Source organism: uncultured Amaricoccus sp., assembly GCF_937858865.1.
In the GTDB taxonomy this organism is placed as follows: domain Bacteria; phylum Pseudomonadota; class Alphaproteobacteria; order Rhodobacterales; family Rhodobacteraceae; genus Amaricoccus.
The window spans coordinates 1-6,066 of sequence record NZ_CALLYO010000632.1 but is presented as its reverse complement, the minus strand read 5'-3'; the positions used below and the strand labels follow the sequence as shown (position 1 = coordinate 6,066).

The window sequence follows — 6,066 nt, the reverse complement described above, 5'->3', positions numbered from 1 at the left end:
CGCGCGCCAGCACCTCGTCCTGCGGCAGGGGAGGCTCGGAGGAGAAGGTGATCTCTGGCGCCGAGACGCGGCCCTGGACCGTCACGATGGCGGTGACGTCCTGGGAGCGGGTCTCGGCCACGAAATGGATCTGCGGGTCGAGGTTGCCGACGAGCTGCAGCGAGCCCTCGTCGAAGTCGATGCGCTGGCCGAGGATGAGGATGCGGCCGCGGCGCAGGTCGAACTGGCCGACCGGCTGGATGTCGGTGGTCGTGCCGCGCACCCGCATCTGCCCGCCGATCTCGACGTCGAGCCCGCGTCCGCGCACGAAGATCTGGCTGGGCGCGCTGATGCGGACGTCGAGGCCGATGCCGGTGCGGTCGCTCGGCTCGGCCCCGCGCGGGACGCCGACGTCGGCGCGGTCGAGCGTCGCCTGCACCGCCGGCGGGGTGCGGACGTGGGTCACCTGATCGAGCGCCTCCTGCGCGTTGGCGCCGAGGCCTTCGGCGACCGAGATTTCGGTGCGGCCGATGTCGATGTTGCCCGACAGCATCCCTCCCGGGCCGACGAGTGCTCCGGTGAGCGCGAGGTTGCCCGACAGGCGCGTGGCGACGAAGACGCCGTCGGTATAGCGCACGTCGTTCAGCCGCACGGTGAGGTCAGCCGGGAAGCCGGGGCCGAAGCCGACGCTGCCCTGGGCGGTGATGGTGCCGCCGCCGACCGCCTCGGCGCTGAAGCCGCGCAGGACGGCCGCGTTGCCGTCTAGCGCGGCGTCGAGCGTCATGTTCTGCAGCCGGATGTTGGTCTGCGGGTCGAAGAGCGAGCCGCCGGCGAGCGTCACCGTCCCGGCGAGCTGGGGCGCCGCCAGCGATCCGCGGGCGGTGGCCGAGATGCGCACCTGGCCGGAGGCCTCGGCCGAGCGGCTGGCGAGGAGCGGGTTCGCCATGCTGAGCGGCAGCGCGCCCGAGACGCTGGCGTCGAGGCCCGGCCCGGCGAAGGGGATGCGCCCGGAGCCCTGCAAATCGAGGCCGCCCGGCGCGGTGGCCCGCGCCGAGGCGAGCTCGATGGCCCCGCCGCGGTAGCTGCCGCTCGCGGTGAGCGCGAAGGGGGGCACCTGGTTCGCGGCGAGGATCTCGGCGGTCAGCCCCTCGCCGCGCAGCTCGAAGCTCACGGCGGGATCGGCGAGCGGGCCGGTGGCGCGCCCGGTGCCGCTGATCGTTCCGCGCAGGCCGCGATTGCCGGCGGCGCGGTCGACGAGCGCCAGCGGGAAGGATTGGAGGTCGAGGTCGAGCGCGAGCTCGCCTTGGCCGAGCGGGATCGAGCCGTTGGCGGTGGCGGAGAGGCCGGTGGCCGAGATGCTCGAGCGGAGCGCGAGGCGGCCGTCCGCGGTGGTGCCGGTCGCGTCGACCGCGATGGGCGGCAGCCCGGCGGCCCGGGTGGTCGCGGAGACGATCTCGGCCGCCCGCAGGTCGAAGCGCACGTCCGGCGCCTCGCGCCGGCCGGTGACGCGGGCCGTGCCGTCGACCGTGCCGCCGAGGCCGAGGTCGGGCCGGATCGTGTTCGCGATGTCGAGCGGGAACTGGCTGAGCGCCAGGTCGATGTCGAAGCTCTCGGCGACCTTGCCCTGGGCGGTCAGGCTGCCGTTGCCGACCTGGAGTGCGAGCGGGGTGAGCTCGACCGTCCCGCCGCGGATCGTGACGGTCGCCGGCGCGGTCAGCGTGGCGGAGGCCGGGTCCTGGCGGATGCGGAGCGTCTCGAGCGTGGCGGTGAAGCCGCCCTCGAGCCGGGTCAGCTCGCCCGAGAGGTCGGCGAGCGTGCCGGCGGCGAGCCGGGTGTCGGCCGAGAAGCGCATGGTCGCGCCCTCGGCATGCCGGGCGGTAGCATTGAGCGAGGCGACGTCGAAGCCAGCGACGGCGAGATCGGAGGCGGCGAGCGTCCCGTCGATCAGCGGCAGGCCGAAGGCGTCGGCGACGTTCGCCCGGACGTCGAGGCTGCCGACGCGACTGGTGCCGACGACGAGATCGCGGGCGCTCGCGGTGAGGGCGACGCCCTGCCCGGGGTCGGAGGCGCCGAGCGTGATGTCGGCGTCGACCGCGCCCCGGGCGTCGAGGAGGGCGAGGGTCGCGATCGGCGCGATGTCGGGGGCGTCGAGCGTCAGGCGTCCCTCGACCGGGTCGGCGCCAGCCTGCGAGATCTCGCCGGTCAGCCGGTTCGGGCCGATGGCGACACTGACGCCCGAGAGGGCGCGCTTCTCGCCGCTCACCGCGAGATCGGCGGCGAGCTGCAGGACGAGCCCGTCGAGCGCCCCGTCGCCGGAGAGGGCGCCGGTGATGTCGGCGCCGTCGACCTGGCCGGCGAAGCCGACCCTGGCGCCCGTCAGGCGGCGGCCGACGAGCTCGCCCTCCGGGACGGCGGCGGAGAGGGTGACGTGGATCGGCCGACCCTCGCCGGTCGCGCGCCCCGTCGCCGTCAGCTGGCCGCTGGCGCGCGGGTCGAGGAGCGCGAGATCGGTCAGCGCGGCCTCGAAGCCGATGTCGGTCTGCTTGCTGGAGATCTGCCCGTTCGAAGCGAAGGTGAGCTGCGGGTTGGCGAGCTGGAGGTCCTCGGTGCGGATGCCCGCCTCGTCGCGCACCGCGCGCCCGCTCAGCCTCGTCTCGCTGGCCATCAGCCGGTCGAGGCGCTCGTCGCCGAGCTCGAGATTGCTCGTCGTGCCGTCGAAGGTGAGATCGAAGCCGCCGCTCAGTGGGCTGATGCTGCCGTCGGCGTGGAGGTCGACGGCGCCCCCGAGCGGACGGTTCGCGAGCCCGGAGAGGACTGCGAGGTCGGCGATGCGGATCGCGTTCCGCCCGGTGAAGGTCAGGTCGGCGACCTGGCCGGCGCTGAAGATCGAGAGGCCGTTGCCGCTCACCTGCACCTGGCGCAGGTCGATCGGCCCGCCGGGATTGAGCGCCACGTCGGCGAAGAGGTCGAGCCGCTGGCCGAGGGCGCGGGCGATCTCGGGCTTGGGCGACCAGAGGCCGGTGGCGAGCCCCTCGACGTTGATGGTGACCGTCCGGGTCGCCGGATCCTCGAGGTTCTTCGCGAGCCCCCCCATGCGCAGGGTCACGTCCTCCATCTCGATCTCGGCCGTCTCCAGCCGGTCGAGGACGAGAAGGCCGTTCCAGCGGCTGGCGTTGCCGAAGTCGACGTGCAGAACGCCTGAATGGATGCGCGTGCGTCCCCCGGGCACCGGCAGGACGAGCGCCGGGCCGCGCGGATCGCCGAGCGTGCCGAAGAGCGAGAGCCGGCGCAGGAAGTTGTCGGGGCCGGTCTCGAGCCCGCCGCTGAGCTTCAGCGCGGCGCCGGCGACGTCGAGCGTGTCGATGCGCAGTCCGCCGGCGGCCGGCTTCACGCCGCGAACCTGGACGGTGCTCGACCCGGCAAAGAAGTCGCGGAACTGCGCCGGGACGAGCGGCGAGAGCCCGCCCGAGAAGTCGACGCTGAAGCCGAGGCCCTCGTCGGTGTCGCGCAGCGCGACCAGGCCCTCCGCCATGCGCGCGCCGTCCGCGTCGAGGCTGAAGGTCACGTCGACCTGGTCGAGCGGGCCCGACCCCTGCAGGCGGAGGTCGATGGCCGGCGTGCCCTCGATCTTGAGCAGCGTGGCGACCACCCCGCCCTTCGGCTCCCGCAGCGCGAGATCGAGATCGAGCTGCCGCGTGCTGTTGGAGAAGCCGGCCTTCAGCGCGAGCTGTCCGCCCGGTCCGTCGCGGCGGGTGACCTCGAGCGTGGTGTCGAGCGCCCCGCCGGCCAGGTCGAGCGCGCCCACGGCCGCGAGCTGCGCCGCCTGGCCGAACACCGGCTCCTCGAAGCGGATGTCGGGAAAGGCGAGCTCGCGCAGCTGGACCGAGACCGGCAGCTCGGGCAGCGCGAAGGGCTGCGCCTCGGCCGTCGGCAGCTCGCGCGCCGGCGCCGGCTCGTTGGCCGGGCGGAGCCAGGTGACCCGCTCGGCGCTGAGGCGGTTCACGTTCACCCGCCCGCGCAGCAGCGCCAGCCGGTTCCAGTCGATCTCCGCATTGTCGATCTGCAGCCAGACCCCGTCGGGGTCGGAGATGGTGATCTGCCCGACCCGCGCCTGCGACGAGAGCGCGCCCGACACCCCGCTCAGCCGGATCTGCCGGGTGGGGGTGGAGAGCTGGTTCTCGAGCAGGTTGATGAGGAAGCCGTTGTCGCTGCGGCTGCCGTCCTGGGCGACCGCGGCGATCGCCACGAGGACGAGCACGCCCAGCGCTGCCAGAATCCGCCTCAAAACGCCTGACCTATGCCGATGTAGAGCGCGACGGTCGAGTCGTCGTCGCGCGGGTCGACCGGCGTGGCGAGGTCGGCCCTGAGGATGCCGATGCCGGTATAGTAGCGCACCCCCACCCCCACGCCGGTGCGCAGGTCGCTCTCGCCCGAGAGGTCGGAGTTCTCGGTGACGAAGCCCGAGTCGACGAAGCCGACGGCGCCGAAGCTGTCGTTGATGCGGTAGCGCACCTCGGCCGACGCCTCGAAGAGCCCCTTGCCGCCGCTCGTCTGCGTCTCGCCGTCGGCATCGACCGTCTCGACGCCGATCGACTGGTAGGCGTAGCCGCGCACCGAGCCGCCGCCGCCGGCGAAGAAGAGGAGATCGGGCGGGCTCTCGGCCACGTCGGCGCCCACGTAGGTCCCGGCCTTGGCCCGGCCGGCGAGGACGAGATGGTCCTCCTGGCCGAAGGATCGGTAGACGCGGCCCTCGAGCGTGCCGCGGGTGGCGAAATTGCCGTAGACGAACTCGTGGAAGGGCTGCGCCTCGACCGCGAGATAGAAGCCGCGGTGGGCGTCGAGCGGGTCGTCGCGCTCGTCGTAGGCGCCCTTGCCGACGATTCCGAGCGTGGTGAAGTGACGGATGCCGAAGTCGTCGTCGTAGCGGGCGCGCGACGCCTCGACGAAGGCCGATCCGGTCAGCCGGGCGCCGAACTGGCGCGAGAAGCCCGCCGAGGCGGTGACCGACCGCTCGCGATAGGTGTCGTAGTTGACCCGCTGGCCGATCAGCGAGGTGATGAAGCTCGTGTCCGGGTTGAAGACGCCGGGCTTGGTGAAGGTGACGCCGAGATTGTAGTCGTACTCCTCGGGGTCGAGCGAGCCGCCGAGCCCGTTGATGCCGGCGTCGAAGCGCAGCTGCTCGGCGCGGCCGAGGAGGTTGCGGTGCTGCCAGAAGGCGGTGACGCCGAGCCCGTCGATGGTCGAGAGCGTGGCGCCGAAGCCGATGGTGCGCGGGCGGCGGTCCTCGACGGCGATGGCGATCGGGAGGCTGCCGTCCGGCTCGATCTCGTCCGCCTCGACGAAGCGCAGCGAGCGGAAGACGCCGAGCCGCATCAGCCGGTTCTGCGCCGCCTGGATCTCGTCGGGATCGAAGTCGTCGCCTTCCTCGAGGTCGGCCATGTAGCGGATGAAGCCGGGGTCGACGCGCGTCCGCCCGGCCACCGAGATCGGGCCGTAGCGCGCCGGCCGCCCCGGATCGAGGGTAAGGGTGACGTCGAGCCGGTCGCTCGCGTGATCGGCGATGACCTCGCGCCCCGTCTCCCGCGCCTTGGCGCGCGAGAGCTGCCGCCATCGCTCGATCGAGACGGCCGAGACCTGATCGATGACGCCGGAATAGGCCGGCTCGCCGGTGGCGAAGCCGATCGACTCCGGGGTCTCGCCGTCCGCCTCGTCGCTCTCGTCCACCTCGAGCGGCGGGCGGTTGACGATGTCGGCCCGGCCGAAGCGGAACTCGGGACCGGGCACGACGCGGATGGCGATCGGCACGTTCTCGGGGAAGTCGACGGCAAGGGTCAGGTCGGCGACCTCGCGGCCGTCGGCGCGGATGCTGATCTCCGGGCCATAGTAGCCGGCGGCATAGAGCGCGGCGAGCAGGCGCCGGTAGTCGCCGCGCGCCTTGGAGAGGAGCCCGCCGTTGCCCGAGACCGGCCGCTCCCGGTCGTTCCAGAGCGCGGAGGCGTTCTCGAGCCGCCGCCGCAGGGCCTCGTCGCCACCGGCGACATCGAGGGTCGCGGTATAGTGCAGCGGGTCGATGACCTCGAACGGGTC

The 6,066-nt window shown here is 73.2% G+C and carries 2 protein-coding genes; both read right to left on the bottom strand.

The features are described from left to right. Positions 1 to 4,237: translocation/assembly module TamB domain-containing protein (locus Q0112_RS18915; RefSeq protein ID WP_297977629.1), on the bottom strand; the 4,237-nt coding region annotated here is incomplete at its 3' end. A gap of 23 nt (positions 4,238 to 4,260) precedes the next feature. After that, a partial coding sequence (locus Q0112_RS18910) for an autotransporter assembly complex family protein (protein ID WP_297977628.1) occupies positions 4,261 to 6,066 on the bottom strand: 1,806 nt, incomplete at its 5' end.